Origin of the sequence: Halovenus marina (assembly GCF_051414115.1) — an archaeon.
Taxonomy (GTDB): domain Archaea; phylum Halobacteriota; class Halobacteria; order Halobacteriales; family Haloarculaceae; genus Halovenus; species Halovenus marina.
The window spans coordinates 607896-624493 of the sequence record NZ_JBLKNZ010000001.1; the positions used below are offsets into that span (position 1 = coordinate 607896).

The window sequence follows — 16598 nt, forward strand, 5'->3', positions numbered from 1 at the left end:
AACCGTTCTTTAGGCAAGCCTAAAATATGACTCAGCACACCGACGGACCGAACGAACACGGGCGTATCGAGCGGACGGACGAGCACGCGGAGCGGAGCACGCGATCACGGACACGGCGTCGTTTCCTCGCCGGGTCGGCGGCGCTCGGCACCGTGGCTGTCGCCGGTTGTACCGGACTGTTCACCAGCGACGACGAGGGGACAGATCCGGGGCTGATCGGGTCGGGGATGACCGGTCGATCCGCACCGGGTGGAACGACCATCGCGGAACTCCCCGACCTGGAAGGTGAGTTGACCATCTACTCGGGTCGCAACGAGTTCCTGGTCGGCACACTGCTCGACTACCTCGACTCGGTGTACGACGACTTCGAGTTCACACCGCGGTACGGCGGCGCGACGGATCTGGTCAACACGATCATCAACGAGGGTTCGGGAACGCCAGCGGACGTCTTTTACTCGGTCAACGCCGGTGCGCTCGGTGCGCTGGCGGACGCAGGCCGAACTCGCGAACTCTCGGACGAGGTCCTCGAACCAGTCCGCGAGGAGTTCCACACCGACACCTGGGTCGGGACCTCGGGACGTGCGCGGACAGTGCCGTACAACACGAGTGTCTACAGCGAGTCGGATATCCCCTCGGACATCATGGCCTTCGAGGACTTCGACGGTGATCTGGGCTGGGCACCGTCGTATGGCTCCTGTCAGGCCTTCGTGACGGCGATGCGGCTGATCGAGGGGCGTGAGCGAACCAGAGAGTGGGTGGAGAACGTCGTCGAGGGCGGTATCCGTGCGTATCCCGACGAGTTCGCCGCGTCTCAGGCGGTCGCAGACGGCGAGATCGATGCCGCGTTCGCGAACCACTACTACATCCAGCGTGTGCTCGACGGCAGTCCCGACGCATCGATTGCGACTGCGTTCACCGAGGGCGACGCCGGTGCAGTCTTCAACGTGGCAGGCGCGGCGGTCGTCGACGAGGCCGACAACCCGGAACTCGCCGAGAACTTCGTTCGCCACCTGCTCTCCGCGGAGGCACAGGAGTACTTCGCCGTCGAGACCTTCGAGTACCCGCTGATCCCCGAGGTCGAACCGGTCGGTGACCTGCCACCTATCGACGAACTCGACGTGCCGGATATCGACCTCTCGCGGCTGTCGGATCTCGAACCGACAATCGACCTGATGCGCGACGCTGGCGCACAGATCTGAGCCGTCCAAACTGTGACCGCCGACAGCCCATCAGACTCGCGCGTGACTGGCCTGCTGGAGCGCGTTCGCTCGCTTGGGGGAGCCGTTCTCGCCAGGGTTCGCCCGCTCGCACAGCCACGCGAGCGTCTGCTCGCCACAGCTATCGCCGTGCTGGCCGGACTCGTCGTCTTTCTCATCGCCAGCGAGGTCTTCCCGTACCACTCGGTCAACCACGACGAGGGGGTCTATCTCCAGCAGGCCGACCTGCTGTTGCACGGGCAGTTGCAGCTGTATCCTGGGGAGTTCGGCTCCGCCGTCAGGCCCTGGTTTTTCGTCGACGGCGGCGACAGCTACTACCCGAAGTACCAGCCGCTCCCGGCTGGCTTCTATGCCGTTTCGATGGCGCTGTTTGGCGAACCGCGCGTGACACTTGCCGTCATCGCCGCCGGAAACGCCGCGCTGGTGTACGTGCTCGGTGCGCAGCTGTTCGACCGCAGGATTGGCGTGGTCGCTATCGCCGCGTTCGCCTTCGCGCCGATGACGCTTATCACCACCTCGGTGTTTCTCGCCTACGCCCCGACGACGCTCTGTAACCTCGCTTTCGCCGTCGCGTATCTGCGCAGCTATCGAACGGGCAGCCGCGTCAGCGCCCTCCTTGCAGGACTCGCGATCGGGACTGCGTTTCTGATGCGGCCCTACACGGCGGTGCTGTTTGCGCTTCCCTTTCTGGTTCACGCGTGCTGGGAACTCGCGGCCGCCATCCGAGCAGCTGGGCTGCTGTCCAGAGACGCGCCGGTTACCCTCCCCGACCCGGTCGTTCGGCAGGCGCTGACGGCGCTTCTCGGGGGTGTGTTCGTCCTGCTCACGCTCGCGTACAACGCCGTCCTCACGGGATCACCGTTCGTCTTCCCCTACGAGGCGTTCGCACCGCTGGATGGCCCCGGACTCGGTCACCGCCGGATCCTCAACCACTCGATCGACTACACGCTCTCCGTCGCAGTTGAATCGAACGCCCACGTCCTCTGGTATCTGCTGACCCGATGGGTGCCGGGGGGCGTGCTCGGAACCGCACTCGCGGCCGTGGGCCTCTTCGTGAGCCTCCGTCACACCGGCCGCCTTCCGCTCGTCAGCGCACGGCAACTCCCGGGCGACCGGACGGGTCGCGCACTGCTTGCGGCCCTGTTTGTCAGCGTTCCGCTGGGGAACCTCTTCTTCTGGGGGAACTTCAACATCCTCGCCACGCCCGGCGACCCCGCGGACGGGCTACTCGGTCAGTTCGGCCCCTTCTATCACTTCGATCTGCTCGCGCCGATTGCGATTTTCGGGGCTGCGGGGGCGGTCTTCCTCCTGCGGAGCGTCCCGACCGACCGGCTTCTCCGGGTCGTCCCGTCCGGCCGACTCGGGGACACGCTCCGGAACTCGGCTCCGAGCCGAGCGGCGACGCTCTCCGTTTTGCTCGCGCTACTGCTCGTCACCGGCGGGGTCAACGTCGCGATTGTCGCGGCCCCCATGGAGCGAAACGCCGCCCACACGGACACCTACGAGCGGGCCTACGAACCCTTCGACGAACAGGAGTTCGAGGACGCGCTCGTCTTCGTGCCGACGCCGTACGGGCCGTGGTTGAACCACCCGTTCCAGTATCTCCGCAACGACGCTGACTTCGAGGGAGATGCCGTCTACGTCATGGACCGGGGCGTGGACGAGACCTTCGAGATGCTCGACGTCGCGCCTGACCGAACGCCCTACCGGTACACCTATCGCGGTGAGTGGACGGCCGCGGCTGCCAGCCGCGACGTGATCCCGCGGCTCGAACGCCTGACTGTCCACGAGGCCCCCTCGCTCGATGCCGACACGACCGTCGGCATCCCCGACCGCGTGAGCCACGCTGTCGTCCGGATCGAGACCGAAAACGGACACGTCTCTCACACCGTTTCCGACCTCTCGGACCGACTCACCGTGGCGTGGTCGCTCAACGGCACCCACGCCACTCTCGATGCCGTCGGCGGATCGCCCGTCGAGGGCGACGTCGTCATCGACTCGGTCGGCGACGTGATACTCACGGTACGGCTGGTGCAGTCCGGTGCGGGCACGTTGACCTACCGGCAGGAGAATCCCGTCCAACGCACCGACGAGGGCGTGGCGGCCGTCTGGCCGCCCGAGCGGACCGTCTGTCCCATCGTCGACGACTGCGGGCGGGAGGGCACCTACCTTCCCGACCGGCCCGAACAGCACTACGACGGTGTCGTCTTCGAGACCACAATCGAGACTGCCGACTGACCGTTCTGTCGACAGTGCTGGCGCGCCTGTGCTGAACCCGTCGAGACGAACCGAACACCTACAAGCCGGGCGAGTGAAGGCGAGATATGGTCTGGCCTTCGCCCGTCCAGGCTGGCATCGTGGTGATGCTCGCTGTCGGGATCGGGTACGTCTGGCACCGGGAGGGGCGGGGGCGATGGTATCCGATACTGTCAGAGCGCTTCCTGTACGGCGTTCCGTGGGGGACGCTGGTCGCGGTCTGTGGCGTCGTCGGCTTCTATCTGTTCGCACAGAGCGGCCTCACACACTGGTCGAGTCCGGTGACGCTCCCCTTCCGTACCTGGTCGTACTTCTACCCCGAGGGGTGGCTCACGGCAGGGTTCGCCCACGCCTCGCCCGGCCATCTGGTCGGCAACATGCTCGGGACGGTCGTCCTCGCACCGATCGCCGAGTACTTCTGGGGGCACTATCCACCCGAACGGACGGGCACACGACGGCCAACTGACGTGACGGTCCCGCCAGCGGAGGGAGTACTCGCTCGTCCGTGGGTGCGTGCGTTCGTCGTCTTCCCCGCGGCAATCATCCTCATTAGCATCCTCACCTCGGTGTTCTCGCCGGGCTGGTCGCTGGGTTTCTCGGGAACCGTGTTCGCCTTCGGCGGGTTCGCGCTGGTGCGCTATCCGGTGACGACGATCATCTCGATGGTCGCGCTGACCGTCGTCAACGTCCTCTATCAGGCGCTGACCGAACCGGTGTTGACTGGTGGCGTCGAACCCGGCGCGCCCGGTCCGCCATCGTGGGTGGGTGTCAACGTCTACGCACATCTGCTCGGCTTTCTGATCGGTGTCGTTCTCGCCATCTGGCTCGTTCGCAGGCGTTCCGTCCGTCTCTCTCCGGAGCGACTGTTCGCTGGCGCTGTGGTGTTCGTCCTCAGCCGACAGCTGTGGGCGTTCGTGACGGGCAGTGGCGACGTTTTCCGACTCCATCGCGGCATCGGTGTCGTCTTCGCGCTCGGCGTCGCCCTCGTGGTGACTGTGGCAGTCGTCGCACGCGACGACCGGATCCCCGCTCCGCTCGCTGGCCGAGCGCGAGTCCCGTCGCGCCGGACGCTCGCGTACGTCTATCTCGGGGCAGTCGTCCTGATCGGCGCGCTCGGTATCGCCGGGGCCACAGGTCTCGGTGAGCGACTCAGTGTCCTCGTCGTGTTCGCGATTCTGTCGCTTCCTGCACTTCCCGTGGTCCTTCCCGACCGAATCGTCTCGACACCGCTCTCTCGACGGACCGTGTTCGTCGCCGTCCTCGCCGTCCTCGTCGGTCTCGTCGCTATGTTGAGCGTCTACTCGCTGTCGGTCGTCGTCGGTGACGACCCGGTTCCCGGTGACGGCTCGCTCGACATCGACGGGTACACGATCACCTACGTGGAGAACGTCTCAGACGGTCGGACGTCAGGGATCGGTGGGGTATCGTACGACGGCGGGAACCAGAGCGGCGTCCTCGTCATCAACGAGGACCGACAGATCTGGACACCGGCTGTCCAACCTCGAACCTTGGCCCACGAAGGCATCGTGACCGTTCCTGTCGGCGGGATCGGCTGGCGTGAACCGGTCGAGGCGAATCGAACTGGGTGGGTGGTGGTCGGCGGTGAGGCGGTCTACGCGGTCGAACTCGAACACGCCGGAGAGCGCGTTCGCTCGTTCACATCGAGGTCGAGCACGATGCCCGGAACAGTCGCTGGCCGAACTGTCAGCGTCGAAGCAACCGACGATGGCTTTCAGGTCGTTGTCTCTCGCGACGGAACGACCCTCGGAACGACACCGATCCCGGCGTCAGGCGAGCAGTCCTCGGTCGGAGACGTGTCCGTTAGCACCGAATCGCACGATGGCAGACTGTCCGTGTTCGTCGAACTCGACGAGACCAGAACGCTGGTCGCACAGCGCGAGCAGTACTAGCTGGCTTTGATCCGTCTATTTCAATCGGCTGTTTGAGGTAAGTATTAAAATCTGCTCGGAACTTTACTGCTGATCGTTCAGAAATGGTGCGGATCGTACCCAGATAGCAGTGACTGCGTCCAAAGTCGGCAGGCTTTTTGAACGTTCGTCTAACCATCCAGTATGACGGAAGCGAACCCATACGAGAGTTTACAGGAACAGATCGACGAGGCTGCCGACTTTCTCGATATTCCACGGGACCACATCGAGCGGCTGAAACGGCCGGAGCGCGTCCTCGAAACGACCCTATCGGTCGAGATGGACGACGGGTCGGTCGAGGTGTTCGACGCCTATCGCTCGCAGTTCAACGGTGACCGGGGGCCATACAAGGGCGGGATCCGCTATCACCCGGGCGTCTCGCGGGACGAGGTCAAGGCGCTGTCTGGCTGGATGGTCTACAAGTGCGCCGCGGTCGATATCCCCTATGGCGGTGGCAAGGGTGGGATCGAAATCGACCCGAGCGAGTACTCCGAGGGCGAACTCGAACGGATCACCCGGTCCTTTGCGAAGGAACTGCGCCCGCTTATCGGCGTCGACCGGGATATCCCGGCCCCGGATGTCAACACCGGCCAGCGGGAGATGAACTGGATCAAAGACACCTACGAGACGATGGAAGGCACGACCGCGCCGGGCGTCATCACCGGGAAGGCAATCGACAGCGGCGGCAGTGCCGGACGTGTCGAGGCCACGGGCCGGTCGGTGATGCTCACCACACGGGAAGCTTACGACCACTTCGGCAAGGACATCTCCGAGGCGACGGTTGCGGTGCAGGGGTACGGGAACGCTGGCGCTATCGCAGCGCGACTGCTCGACGACCTGGGCGCGGATATCGTCGCGGCGTCGGATTCGGCAGGTGCGATCTACAATCCCGACGGCCTGGCCGAACGCGCGGCCAGAGAGCACAAGTTCGAGACTGGACAGCTCACCGGCTTCGAGGGCGCGACCGAGGAGTTCTCGAACGAGGAACTGCTGACGATGGACGTCGACGTGCTCATCCCCGCAGCACTCGAAAACGCCATCGACGCGGAACTCGCAGAGCGCGTGCAGGCGGATATGATCGTCGAGGCGGCGAACGGGCCGCTCACGCCGGATGCCGACTATGTTCTCACCGAGCGTGACGTCGCTGTCTTCCCCGACATTCTCGCGAACGCTGGCGGCGTCATCGTCTCCTACTTCGAGTGGGTCCAGAACCGCCAGCGCATGTCCTGGACCGAGGAGCGAGTCAACTCCGAACTCGAACGCTACGTCGAAGACGCCTTCGACGCGATGGTCGAGGCCCACGAGACCCACGGGACGCCGAACTACCGCACCGCCATGTACGCCGTCGCGCTGCAGCGCGTCCAGAACGCCGCAGAGGAAGCGGGCATCTGGCCGTAGCCCGGACTCGACGTCCCAGTCATTCGTTGTTCGACTGCCGACGGTGTTTTGATTCGCCACGCCGTATCCCCTGTATGGCGACCTACGACCGGTCAGTTCGCGTGTTTGCGCCATTCGAGCGAGTCTGGGAGTTTCACTCGAACGAGCGCGGGCTAGAGGCACTCACCCCCGAGTGGATGAACCTGATCGTCGAGTCTGTCAGCGGGCCGGATGGCGACCCCGACCCTGACGTACTCGTGGCCGGGTCGACGCTCCGCGCCTCGATTCGACCGTTCGGAGTCGGGCCGCGACAGCGCTGGACCTCGCTGATAACCGAGCGCGAATGCGCCGACGGCAGCGCGTACTTTCGAGACCGCATGACCGACGGCCCGTTCGAGCACTGGGAGCACACGCATTACTTTTATGCCGACGGCGAGACGACGCTGGTCAGAGACCACGTCGAGTACGAGTTCCCCACCCCGCTGGGGCCAGCCATCTCTCCGCTTGCCTGGGTGGGGTTCGAGCCGATGTTCCGATACCGACACCGGAAGACGAAGGAACTGCTCGAATCGGAGTAATCGCTGTCAGTCGAGTCGCTCCGTCGCCCGTGCGAGCGCAGTCTCGTCGCCGTCGGTGAGGTACGTGGACAGGTCATGGACGGCGCTGACGAGCCGCTCGGTCTCTGCGGGCGGAAGGTCCCCGTCGAGGGCTTCGATCCGCTTGCGGTGTGCAGTCACTGTCGAGAGGACGCTGTCGACGGCGGGTTCGCGGTCCTCGACGACCCGCCGGAGGTCGGTCAGATACGCGTCGACGCCCGCCGCGATGGCGAGGCCGCGCTCGGCGCGCAGACTGTCCGGCACGTCCGTCGGCACGGGTCGTTCGTTTTTGTCTGCGGTCTGGAGCAACTGCAGGAGGTACGCCTCCTCCTCGTCGGAGACGTCGAGCGCGCTCGAAAGTGCCGTTCCCACGCGACGGAGTTCGAGTGCGGCGAGATAGCCGTCGTCGAGTGGCTGTAATTCGCCAGCGTGCACGAATCCGACGGACCGGCAGTACTCGCGACAGCGGTCGGCGGCCTCGGTGGCGAGTTCTCGCACCGACGCCGTGTCGACTTTATCTCGAACTGACGTGAGGTCGAGCGTCGCCGGACTCGTCGTGTGCAGCGTGCGGTCGTCGACGCCGACGCTGCGCATGCTCCCGCACGCAGGACAGGTGATATCGCCCGTCTCGTAGTACGACCACCGCTCTCCGCAGTCCGAACACTCACGTGTTCCGCGCAGTTCCATACCTGTTTCTACGCGTCGGGACATAAGAGGACTCGCCTGTCCGCGTCTCGTTCTTATCGAACGACACGACCACCGAGGCCATGCCATTACATTTATATGCAAGAATCGGAAAGGGTAAGATGACGCTTCGTCTGGAGGGCCGAAGCGTCAGCGGGGACCAATTCAGGGCGGCAAGCAGTCGGGCGCTTTTCACCCCGTCTGCTTTCCTTTCCGCTTTCACCACCGAGAGTTTTGACTGTGTATTGTCTGCTCGATTTCAGGGATCGCTCCGAGCATCGCTCACACAGGCAGGTCGGCATCGTACTCCGTCGTTCGGTCGACCTCGCCGGGCATCGTCCACTCTGTCGCGAGTTCGAGAAACTGGACGAGGATTCGCGCCGTCGCGCCCCAGACGGTGTAGCCGTTGACGGTGAAAAAGTGGATCCGGATCGACCCGTGTTCGGGGTGGTCTCGCCGCTCGCTGACGTAATTGTCCCGGTGGACGAGCGCCTCGACCGGGAGCGTCGCCACTTCTGCAACCTCGCCGTCACAGGGGATGTACTCGCGGTCGGGAATCTGGGCGACGAAGGGACGAACCGCGAACCGGGTCACCGTCAGAATGTCGTCGAGACGCCCGACACAGGAGACATCTGTGGGATCGAGACAGATCTCCTCGTCGCCTTCTCGAAGCGCGGTCTGGAGGAGGTCCCCGTCCGATGCCTCGCGCTTGCCGCCCGGGAAGCTCATCTGTCCGGGGTGGTCGGGAAGGTGGTCGGCGCGCTTCGTGAACAGCAGCTGTGGCTGGTCGTTGCGCTCGAGCACAGGAACGATGACCGCTGCCTCGCGCTCACCGTTTGCCGTTTCAGCGGGTCGATGTCGCTGAACCCTCCCGAGGTCCATATTCGATATACGCGACGCATTCTCTTAAATTCGTCCTCCGTCCTCGCGGTGGAGCTATCACTCCGGGCGAACTGCTCTGAAGTGAAACGCAGAACGAACCGTCACTCCGAGTGCACTGCTACGCCGAGCGACTCCTCGAGTGCGCGTTCGAGGTTGTCGAACTCAGCGCCCATGTTGCGCTTGAAAAACCGTTCGACGCCGGGGAGTTTCCCCTCGACGACAAAACGGTTCGTCAGTCTGGTCCCGTTCTCCGTCGCTTCGAGTTCGTGCTCTCCGACGACACGCATCACCTTCGAGGTGCCGACGAACTCGACGGAGCGTGGCGGGTCGCGGCGTTTCTCCTCGGTTTCGACGCGGATCGTCTTCCGGACGACCGGGATCGGCAGGGAGAGATGCCAGACTGCGTGCGTGTCGTCGATAACCTCGAAGTCCTCGACGACGCTGATAGCACGCGCTCGGCTCTCCGGGTCTGCGATGAACTCCCAGACGTCCTCTCGGGGGGCTGGCACGTCGACGATTCGCTCGACCCGAACGACCATACCCGCTCTATGGGAGCAACAACAAAAAAGAAGCGGATGGCAGACTAGCTTCGCGTGACTCGCCAGGTCGTCGAGCGCGCGCGGCCCCACTTTTCGATCTCGACGTCGTCGCTTTCCTCGTCGAGTTTCGGCAGGCGAGCGCCGACCTGTTTCGAGGAGAGACCGAGCTGTTTCGCGATGTTCTTCGAGCGGAAGTAACTCTCCCCCCGTGCGACGCTTTCACGGAGATACTGGAGGATCTCGCGGTCCTTCTCGTTGAGTTCGCTCATTACCCCCGAGTACGGGGCCAAGAGTCTTAATCGTTTGTCTCGACGGTCACTCGAAGACGTGGACGGCCGCGATCGCGAGGCCGCCCGCGATGATGGCGACGGCGAGCGCGACACCCGACAGCAACTGGAGCGTGTCAGCGGCCTCCTGCGTGGCCGCGAGATAGGCAGTCACGGCCATGGCGACAGCCGCCAGCACCCCGACGAGGCCAAACAGCAACGAGAGGCCGTGACTCATGTCCGTACTCCGCGTGGTCTCGGTCATCAGGTGTGCCTTCCACGCTTTCTCACTTAGTTCACACGGATCGCAAAACGGCGATTCCGACTGGACAGTCGACGGTCAGGCGACAGTGATCCCGTTGCGGGTGAGGAATTCGCTGACACTTTTGATCTCGACTGGGCTCCCGATGATGCGAACGCGGGACCCTTCCCGACGGACAGTCACGACGAACCGCTCTTCGAGTTCGTCACGGAGCCCCGAAACCGCATCAGTGGGTAACCGTATCTGCGTGCTGTCGCGTAATCGGGCAGCATTCGTCATGATTGTCCATGATCTCTGTCGACGTATAGGTGTGTCGAAGTCACTCGCAAACAACCCCTCGCTGTGGTAACCTGGCTGTCTGGTCACGCACGTATAATCGCATCACACGTCTGCATTTTCACCGCGCTTCGGTCAGTAGCGCTTCGAGCGATTCCGGCGATTCTGCATCTCCTTCGACGGTACCGTCAGTCACGAGTCGCGCACGGTCCGGAGCGACCCCATCAGAGTCTGCGGCGTCGGGCACGACGACAGTTTCGTGGTCCGCGAGACGCAATGCGGCACGGTGGAGATCGGAGCCAGCAGGCGCACCGACTTCGACTCGACGGGGTTCGAGCACTCTCGACGCGACGGTGCCGTACTGGGCGACTTCGACGCCCATGCGGTCGGCCGCGCCAGCGAACGCCGCCACGGCATCCCGGGCAATCTCGCGATAGCGCTCGTCGTCGGTCAGTGCGGCCAGATCCAGCAGGGCGTCGGCACACTCGACAGTCGTATCGAGCGGATACAGCGGCCGGTCGAGCAGCCCAAGCCCGCTTGTGGGTCCGTCACGGAACGCACCCTGCTCGGTTCGGAGATTGTCGATGGTCCACTCCGCCACTGCTCGCGCAGGGCCGGGTTCGCCGAGTACTTCCCACGAACTCGTCAGTCCCGTGAGCACGCGCGCTTGGTCGACCAGCAACCCGCGCTCGCCGCGCTCGTCGCCATCTTCGTAGTGCGTGACCCTCCCCCAGGAGTCGACAAGCTGTTCGCAGACGGTGTCGCGTGCGCGCTGGGCGTACCGCGCGAGTTCCTCGTCATCGGTGTAGGCCACCAGCGCGAGCAGGCCGTCGATTGCGAGCCCGTTGCGGTCTGCAAACACCGTCTCGTCGACCGGCGGCGAGTCGGCGTCTGCTCGCTCTGTCGCTTCGAGCGTGAAGTACTGCTCGTTCCCACCCTGGCTCGCGCCGAACCCCTCACCAGTCCACAGCGTCGTCCGGAGATACTCTGCGGCGTCGACCGCAGTCTCGCGATAGGATTCGTCGCCGGTGTAGCGGTAGCCTCGCGCGAACGCTCTGACGAGTGCGGCGTTGGTGTCGAGGAGTTTCTCCCGACGCGGTCGCGCCCAGTCGCGGTTGTTGGCATAGCGGTAGAATCCCCCGTCGTAGGTGTCGAACAGGTGCGTCTGGATCGCATCCAGCGTCCGCGTGGCCTGCGGACGGGCGCGGACGAGTGCGAACTCGATGGTCGGCGCGAGCGGGAACTTCACGTCTGTACCCCAGCCACCGAACTCCTCGTCGGCCGCTCCGACCACTTGCTCGACCATGTGTCGCTCGATGTCCCCGTCGACGGTGCCCGCAGGCGGCTGGTCGTCCTGCAGCGAGCGCGGGACCGACCCCGCCGACTCGCCCTGTTCGTCCCACGTCTCGCGAACCCGGGTGAGAATATTCCGAAAGCCCTCGACGCCGAGGAAGGTCGCGCCAGTGAGTATCTCGCCGGACGGTGTGAGAAAGACCGTCGACGGAAAGCCGCCCATGTTGTATCGCTCCGTAATCCGTGGCCTGCGGTCGGCGTCGACTCGCACGGGAATGAAGCTATCCTCGATGTGGGCCGCGATGCGTGGCTCCGAGTACGTCGCCGCATCCATCGCGCGGCACTCGGCCGACCACGGGGCAGTCAGCGCCAGTAGAATCGGCCGACCGGTCCGGGCGGCCTCCGTGAAGGCGTCCTCGCTCCACTCGCGCCACTGCACCTTCGTCTCCGCAGCACCCGTATCCATACGCTCGCTTCGGGGTGAGTCGTTAAAACCGGCGTGTTCTCCGTCCGACCCACTCGCGCAGTCGAACCTCGAAAAGCGTTTGGGGCAGGGGCTGATAGTTCGTCTATGCTCCGTCTCATCGGGCTGTTGCTGTTGATCCCCCTGCTCGATGCGCTCTTGCTGGTCGTGCTGGGGGCGATGTTTAGCTGGCCGCTTATTGTCGCCGCAGTCGTCCTGACCGCACTCGTCGGGATGTTGCTCGTTCGCGCTGAGGGGCGTCACACGATGCGCAAGATTCAGCAAAAAGTCGCACAGGGCGAGACGCCCACCGACGAGTTGCTCGACGGCGCGCTGTTGCTAGTCGCCGGAGCCTTCCTGTTGACCCCGGGGCTTGTCACCGACGCCATCGGCTTCCTGCTCGTGATTCCGCTGACCCGGTATCCGATCCGGATCGCGCTCAAAAAGTGGGTCGTCGTCCCCTACGCCGACAAGAAAACCGGCGGCTTCGCCAGTGGCAACGTCTACATCGGCGGCTTTCCGAACGAGGGCATGGGCCCCGACGGCCCCGGCCCGGGTGCGTCGACCAGCGGGGACGATACTGTCGACGTGGAGTTCGAGCGAGTCGACGACGACTCCCCGAGCGAAGAGTAACGCTTAACAGGGCAAGCCCGATACTGACAGATGCGCCCTGGACCGATAGCTCAGTCAGGTTGAGCGCTCGGCTGATAACCGGGAGGCCCGCGGTTCAAATCCGTGTCGGTCCATCCAGTTTCTACCCGTTTACTGACTGGCGTAGATTCGTCAATAGGGCGGCTGAAACTGCACTTATCGGCACTTTCCGAGTATCTGAATCGGTCGCAAAATGTTAAGTCCAGTTGTATCTGTGTTGATTACACCAGCGTCGGGCGATTAGCGTTAGCCGGAGGTGTCGGCCGTGAGTAAATCGAGCACGGCCGACACGGAGGTTCCCGAGACCACCGTTCGGAATCGGTCGCAATACTCGACGATTCTCCACCGGCAAGACCCGGACAGTGACGAACCCCGACCAGCTTGCCCCGTTCGCAGTTCTGAACGGGAGTACACCGAGGTTTCGACCAACGCCTACCGCGGACACTACAAGCTCTGTGAGAATCCGGAGTGCTTCGGGAGGGATTGGCGATGAGTTACCAGTCGTCGCTGTTCCACTACGAGGCTGACCCGTCACAGCTCACCGAGGCCGAGCGCGAAGTCTACGAGGCCGTCGAGCAGGACAGCTACGGGATGCGCGAGTTCGCGCGCAAAACAGGCCGCTCACCTGGGACGGTCGGGAATCTGCTCACTCGCGCACGGCAGAAAGTCGGAGGTGAGGCAGGTGTCTGAACTCTGCCCCGAGTTCGTCCCTGCCTCCCGTCTGTACGATATAGAGAGTCGCGAGCGTGTGCCATACGACTGGCCTACCGGACGTTGGGGGACTCGGGAGGGATGGTCGTGAAGACTGTCACGCTCGCACCCCACGAGTTTCACGCGAATTTACTTTATAATTCCGACGGGCTCGCCCCATTTTTCGCGTGTGACTCAGAAGTGAAGTCGGCCGGTGGCGCGAAACTCGCCCAATTCCAGCACGACGGCGAGCAGTGGCGCGCACGTCTCTCCTACCAGTCGTCGAATATCGTTCACCCCGGCGAGACTACGCCACAGGGAACGGACTGGCAGCTTAAAGAGATGCGCGAGTACCGGATTCGTGTCTTCCGAGACCCTGACGTAGACCACGCCGGACAGCAGGACTTCACTGCCCACGTCGCCCCACGATGGGAAGGCATGCGCGGGGAGAAAGATAGCGGGGGAACTGTCGAGATCCCCGTTCCTGACGGCTTCGGTGAAGGCGTGAATGTCCGCGTGAAGGGCTCGAATATCGCCTTCGAGCGGTACGTGCCGCTGCTCTGTGAAGCCGCCACTGTGTTGGGAATCAACGGGCGGTACTTCGAGGAACCGCACCAGTTCAGCAACGTCCAAGACGCCGAGCGGTACGCGCGAATTCACAAGGACGCGAGCGGGCCAGTTCACGCGCGAGACGGCCCGATTGCGTCGATGGGCCACCTGCTCGAAAGCGACCGGCAGGGCTACCGGAAAATCGTTCAGAACGACGACGACGAACACGGACAGAACGTCCCGGGGTACTACCACACGGCCACACTCGACACGAGACGTGTCCGTGAGGCGTTCCCTGACCACCGCCTGCCCAAAGAGGTGAAGCACTACTACGCCCGCGAAGCCGCGAGCCTACCTGACGACGATCCGCTCGCACACCCGAAGGTCGGCGCGTCGCTCCAGGTGTCGCTGCTCGATGACGACGACACCGTTCGATGGAGCGATACCGACCGACTTCGGCGCGAGTTAGACCAGACTGTGCTTTCCGTCTTGGCCGACGCCGGGCTCGACGTTGCACCCGGCAGTGGCTCCGGGCCGTTCGTCGAGGATGCGTACTTCGAACCGGAGGTAGATCACAGCGGTCCTGACCCCATCGGGATCGACCTGACACGCGTTCGGCAGAGTCAGGAAAGCGTCGTCGTGCGCCACGTCGCGGATGGGCTCGCGCCGACACAGTGGGAGGCGCTGGAAACGCTAGTCACTGACGGCGGTGAGGTTTCGCCGGACGATATTGCCGACCAGCACGGCCGCCACGTCGAGAGTGTTCGGCGTGCGCTGCGGGAGATGGAAGACTTGGTGCATCGGAAGTACGCCGACGTGTCGCTGCGCTCGGAGCACATCGCCGGGCTGGTTCACGACGCCGTAAGCGAAGCACGCGAAGCTACCCGTCGGGCGACCGAGACCGTCGGGAAGGCGCTGGAAGCCGCAGAGCGGGGGATGGGTGAGACGATGAGCGCGTTCATCGCCTGGGCCGCCCGCCACGGCGTCGACGTTGACGACGCTCAGGACGCGCGTCTGCGCCTGCGCTTTGGGCCGGAGGTCGAGAACCCCGATAAAGCGATTCGTGAGGGCTTTGACGTGTGGACGGACGCCGGGCTGCCGGAGGAACGCTATCGACAAGCGAAGGTGCGGTTCCCGAACGGCGCGTTCGGTGACGCCTGGCGGTCGTTACGGTAGAACTGCCCGCCCACCTGTCGGGAGTGTCCCGATAGGTGGGTAGTCACAACGCTGTCTCGACTGCTCCTTTCTACAACTATGGTTGTGTCGACAGTGGTGTAGTTCAAACAGGGTTTAGATACTCGACGAGGATTCAGCCTGCCAGTCGAGATCGTCGCCGCCGGGCTCGACGGAAATCCAACCCGGGGGGTTTGAGTTTCCGTTAGGGGTGTGGCTAAGGCCACAACCTCAAAATACACCGCACAGCCGCCGCAGGGGGTGCGCGAAATATATTGAATATGATACTCTTGGCCACTTTTATTTCAATACATCCGTTGCTATATCACAACGCACCCATGGGTACATATGGCGACCAATATATTGTCGGGAAAGAATACCGCAACTCCACAGCAATTGAAACGAATCAGTACCACAAGTGGTTGAACGGGCCTTTAGACGGGGGAATCAATCCACAGAGAGGTATCGGAAAACTCGAAAATCAAGTCTCGGGAGAGCGTGAATTCTTGGTTTTCTACTCATCTGATGGTCAATCTAAACGGCATGACCCTTGGGACGATATCATCAATATGGAGGACGGAGTCGCTTATTTTTGGGGAGACTCGAAGGCCGGGGACGGCCCAGACCCATTAGAACGATCTGGGAACGCCTGGGTAAAAGAGGAGTACTGTATGAACTATGCTCAGAACCGTCGCTCTGAGGCGGCTCCCGTACTACTATTTCAAAAAGAGCGACCAGGATATGTAACCTTCAGAGGATTATGTCTCATTTCTGGCCTTAATATTAGGCGTCACAAAGATGGAGATGATACTGTTGTCAATTACCGAATTAGTCTCGACATTCTCGATGCAGATTCTATCGACTTAGAGTGGATACATCGTAAATCACGAACCGGTATCGATAGCGGTGGGCCGGAAGCATGGAACCACTGGGTGGATACTGGTACCGTCCATCGATATTCTGTATATAAAGACCGCATCCGTTCAGAGAGCGCTCAGAAGCCAGAGGGTAGGCTATCTGATCTTCATTCAGATATTCGATTACGTCTCGACGGGTCAAATGCTGAACGAGGGAAAAAGCTGGAAAAACTACTAAAAAAGGTACTCAACAGTATGGACAATATCTCTCAGGTAGAACTTACCCCCAGTAGTGGAGACAAAGGTGTTGATTTGACAGGTAAAATCGACCTGATGACTGAGGCTCATTTGACTGAATTAAATACAAAAATAGATTTCAAAGCTCAAGTTAAGAATAAATCTGGTAGTGTTGGAGGACGTGAGCTTAGTCGTCTGGCATCGCGGGTCGACGACGGTGAAATTGGACTGTTTTTTACGATGTCATATTATACTCAGAACGCACAGGAAGAGAATATTTCAACATATCCAATACGACTCTTTTCAGGGAAAGATATCGTGGAACTGGTGGCTCAGACAGACTTAGCAAGCAGAGAGCGGTTGAATGACAGAGTTGTTGAGGAAATTAATAGTTCAGTATAG

Annotated in this window: 16 protein-coding genes and 1 tRNA gene; 10 read left to right on the top strand and 7 right to left on the bottom strand. The window is 62.6% G+C overall.

Annotated elements, in window-relative coordinates; translation table 11 throughout:
* Nucleotides 1–26 precede the first annotated feature (26 nt).
* The 5 genes from ACMGFL_RS03110 (at nucleotide 27) to ACMGFL_RS03130 (ending at nucleotide 7356) form a co-directional block, all read left to right on the top strand.
* Entirely contained in the window at nucleotides 27–1199 is a 1173-nt protein-coding gene (locus ACMGFL_RS03110; RefSeq protein ID WP_436934075.1) for an extracellular solute-binding protein, read from the top strand.
* Nucleotides 1200–1241: 42 nt separating this feature from the next.
* Nucleotides 1242–3455 (top strand): ArnT family glycosyltransferase, encoded by a 2214-nt coding sequence (locus ACMGFL_RS03115; RefSeq protein WP_436934076.1) that lies wholly within the window; start codon nucleotides 1242–1244, stop codon nucleotides 3453–3455.
* Between the two features lie 86 nt (nucleotides 3456–3541).
* On the top strand, nucleotides 3542–5383 hold the full coding sequence (locus ACMGFL_RS03120) for a rhomboid family intramembrane serine protease (RefSeq protein WP_436934077.1): 1842 nt from the start codon (nucleotides 3542–3544) through the stop codon (nucleotides 5381–5383).
* A 162-nt stretch (nucleotides 5384–5545) separates the two neighbouring features.
* Nucleotides 5546–6799 carry a Glu/Leu/Phe/Val family dehydrogenase gene (locus ACMGFL_RS03125; protein WP_436934078.1) on the top strand — a complete coding sequence of 418 codons (1254 nt, stop codon included), beginning with the start codon at nucleotides 5546–5548 and terminating at the stop codon, nucleotides 6797–6799.
* A 74-nt stretch (nucleotides 6800–6873) separates the two neighbouring features.
* Nucleotides 6874–7356: an SRPBCC family protein gene (locus ACMGFL_RS03130; RefSeq protein WP_436934079.1), complete on the top strand. Its 483-nt coding sequence runs from the start codon at nucleotides 6874–6876 to the stop codon at nucleotides 7354–7356.
* A 6-nt stretch (nucleotides 7357–7362) separates the two neighbouring features.
* Here the strand turns inward: ACMGFL_RS03130 and ACMGFL_RS03135 are convergent, their stop codons facing one another.
* From ACMGFL_RS03135 to ACMGFL_RS03165, 7 genes are all read right to left on the bottom strand, one after another.
* On the bottom strand, nucleotides 7363–8061 hold the full coding sequence (locus ACMGFL_RS03135; protein WP_436934080.1) for a DUF7117 family protein: 699 nt from the start codon (nucleotides 8059–8061) through the stop codon (nucleotides 7363–7365).
* 279 nt (nucleotides 8062–8340) lie between these two features.
* Nucleotides 8341–8940 carry an NUDIX hydrolase gene (locus ACMGFL_RS03140; protein ID WP_436934081.1) on the bottom strand — a complete coding sequence of 200 codons (600 nt, stop codon included), beginning with the start codon at nucleotides 8938–8940 and terminating at the stop codon, nucleotides 8341–8343.
* 101 nt (nucleotides 8941–9041) lie between these two features.
* On the bottom strand, nucleotides 9042–9479 hold the full coding sequence (locus ACMGFL_RS03145; protein WP_436934082.1) for an SRPBCC family protein: 438 nt from the start codon (nucleotides 9477–9479) through the stop codon (nucleotides 9042–9044).
* A gap of 44 nt (nucleotides 9480–9523) precedes the next feature.
* Nucleotides 9524–9748, bottom strand: a complete 225-nt coding sequence (locus ACMGFL_RS03150) for a DUF7123 family protein (protein WP_436934083.1) — start codon at nucleotides 9746–9748, stop codon at nucleotides 9524–9526.
* 46 nt (nucleotides 9749–9794) lie between these two features.
* Nucleotides 9795–10010 (bottom strand): DUF7525 family protein, encoded by a 216-nt coding sequence (locus ACMGFL_RS03155; protein ID WP_436934084.1) that lies wholly within the window; start codon nucleotides 10008–10010, stop codon nucleotides 9795–9797.
* Nucleotides 10011–10085: 75 nt separating this feature from the next.
* Nucleotides 10086–10286, bottom strand: coding sequence for a VNG_1110C family protein (locus ACMGFL_RS03160; RefSeq protein WP_436934085.1), 201 nt, complete (start codon nucleotides 10284–10286; stop codon nucleotides 10086–10088).
* 118 nt (nucleotides 10287–10404) lie between these two features.
* Nucleotides 10405–12042, bottom strand: a complete 1638-nt coding sequence (locus tag ACMGFL_RS03165; RefSeq protein WP_436934086.1) for a DUF255 domain-containing protein — start codon at nucleotides 12040–12042, stop codon at nucleotides 10405–10407.
* A 105-nt stretch (nucleotides 12043–12147) separates the two neighbouring features.
* Here ACMGFL_RS03165 and ACMGFL_RS03170 point away from each other — a divergent pair, with 105 nt between their 5' ends.
* From ACMGFL_RS03170 to ACMGFL_RS03190, 5 genes are all read left to right on the top strand, one after another.
* Complete coding sequence (locus ACMGFL_RS03170; protein ID WP_436934087.1) at nucleotides 12148–12672, top strand: FxsA family protein; 525 nt, start codon at nucleotides 12148–12150, stop codon at nucleotides 12670–12672.
* A gap of 39 nt (nucleotides 12673–12711) precedes the next feature.
* Nucleotides 12712–12785 (top strand) — tRNA-Ile (locus ACMGFL_RS03175).
* 394 nt (nucleotides 12786–13179) lie between these two features.
* Nucleotides 13180–13380 (top strand): RNA polymerase sigma factor, encoded by a 201-nt coding sequence (locus ACMGFL_RS03180; RefSeq protein WP_436934088.1) that lies wholly within the window; start codon nucleotides 13180–13182, stop codon nucleotides 13378–13380.
* 108 nt (nucleotides 13381–13488) lie between these two features.
* Nucleotides 13489–15105: a DUF7845 domain-containing protein gene (locus tag ACMGFL_RS03185; protein WP_436936409.1), complete on the top strand. Its 1617-nt coding sequence runs from the start codon at nucleotides 13489–13491 to the stop codon at nucleotides 15103–15105.
* A 335-nt stretch (nucleotides 15106–15440) separates the two neighbouring features.
* Nucleotides 15441–16598 carry a restriction endonuclease gene (locus ACMGFL_RS03190; protein ID WP_436934089.1) on the top strand — a complete coding sequence of 386 codons (1158 nt, stop codon included), beginning with the start codon at nucleotides 15441–15443 and terminating at the stop codon, nucleotides 16596–16598.

Excerpts from the sequence above, each read along its gene's own strand:
- ACMGFL_RS03110 (WP_436934075.1), top strand. The coding sequence starts at position 27 with ATGACTCAGCACACCGACGGACCGAACGAACACGGGCGTATCGAGCGG.
- ACMGFL_RS03120 (WP_436934077.1), top strand. The coding sequence starts at position 3,542 with ATGGTCTGGCCTTCGCCCGTCCAGGCTGGCATCGTGGTGATGCTCGCT.
- ACMGFL_RS03125 (WP_436934078.1), top strand. The coding sequence starts at position 5,546 with ATGACGGAAGCGAACCCATACGAGAGTTTACAGGAACAGATCGACGAG.
- ACMGFL_RS03130 (WP_436934079.1), top strand. The coding sequence starts at position 6,874 with ATGGCGACCTACGACCGGTCAGTTCGCGTGTTTGCGCCATTCGAGCGA.
- ACMGFL_RS03135 (WP_436934080.1), bottom strand. The coding sequence starts at position 8,061 with ATGGAACTGCGCGGAACACGTGAGTGTTCGGACTGCGGAGAGCGGTGG.
- ACMGFL_RS03140 (WP_436934081.1), bottom strand. The coding sequence starts at position 8,940 with ATGGACCTCGGGAGGGTTCAGCGACATCGACCCGCTGAAACGGCAAAC.
- ACMGFL_RS03145 (WP_436934082.1), bottom strand. The coding sequence starts at position 9,479 with ATGGTCGTTCGGGTCGAGCGAATCGTCGACGTGCCAGCCCCCCGAGAG.
- ACMGFL_RS03150 (WP_436934083.1), bottom strand. The coding sequence starts at position 9,748 with ATGAGCGAACTCAACGAGAAGGACCGCGAGATCCTCCAGTATCTCCGT.
- ACMGFL_RS03155 (WP_436934084.1), bottom strand. The coding sequence starts at position 10,010 with ATGACCGAGACCACGCGGAGTACGGACATGAGTCACGGCCTCTCGTTG.
- ACMGFL_RS03160 (WP_436934085.1), bottom strand. The coding sequence starts at position 10,286 with ATGACGAATGCTGCCCGATTACGCGACAGCACGCAGATACGGTTACCC.
- ACMGFL_RS03165 (WP_436934086.1), bottom strand. The coding sequence starts at position 12,042 with ATGGATACGGGTGCTGCGGAGACGAAGGTGCAGTGGCGCGAGTGGAGC.
- ACMGFL_RS03170 (WP_436934087.1), top strand. The coding sequence starts at position 12,148 with ATGCTCCGTCTCATCGGGCTGTTGCTGTTGATCCCCCTGCTCGATGCG.
- ACMGFL_RS03180 (WP_436934088.1), top strand. The coding sequence starts at position 13,180 with ATGAGTTACCAGTCGTCGCTGTTCCACTACGAGGCTGACCCGTCACAG.
- ACMGFL_RS03190 (WP_436934089.1), top strand. The coding sequence starts at position 15,441 with ATGGGTACATATGGCGACCAATATATTGTCGGGAAAGAATACCGCAAC.